General features: G+C 41.1%; 1 pseudogene. It reads left to right on the forward strand.

Annotated elements, in window-relative coordinates:
* Window positions 1–270: pseudogene (locus MBEAL2_RS33440) on the forward strand (IS110 family transposase); the annotation flags it as partial.
* Window positions 271–693: the final 423 nt, after the last annotated feature.

The raw sequence follows: 693 nt of genomic DNA on the forward strand, positions 1-693 counted from the left end.
AAGATAACGAAGAGAGGTCGCAAGACCTTGAGAGCGCTCCTCTTCCGCGTCATTATGCCTTTAGTCGGCAAGAATACAGCTTTTAAAGCTCTTCACGCGTACTATACAACACGACCCAATAATCCTTTGAAAAAGATGCAGTCTCTCATCGCTTTGTGTAACAAGTTGATACGTGTGTTGTTTACCGTCGGTAAAAAGCAGTGTGAGTTTAGTGAAGAAAGAATGTTAAGGGACATCCCTCACATGGCACTCGCAAAGAGTGCAGCTTAACTTTTTTGTTTTCTGTCAGGTAATCAGGCATTTGGAAGGTTTATAGATTTAGAAGACATTTGAAGCACGGATTAGTCAGTCATTAAACTATATTGCGGGCATAGACCCTGTCGGGCAGCATTACTGACATCCACCTCATGGAAAGGTTGGACGAAGGAATTTTGGAGCGAAGACTCTGTGAGACATGGGAGGGTTGACCTCCATGAGAAATGTGGACATCCATTCATGCGACCATACATTAACTAATTATCCACTTTTTGGATTGGAGTGGATAGGTAGGTGTGGCTTTTTTTGGCCTCCTCCTCCAATAATATCCTAATCTAACTTATAATTCCGATTAAACAGGGCCTTCTAAATCTGTATCACCTTAAAATCGTGAGAAAACAGAAGAAAATAAGAGAAATTCGTTTTTATATAGAGGGA

The sequence above is a fragment of the Aneurinibacillus tyrosinisolvens genome (assembly GCF_001015055.1).
GTDB classification, from domain to species: Bacteria; Bacillota; Bacilli; order Aneurinibacillales; family Aneurinibacillaceae; genus Aneurinibacillus_A; species Aneurinibacillus_A tyrosinisolvens.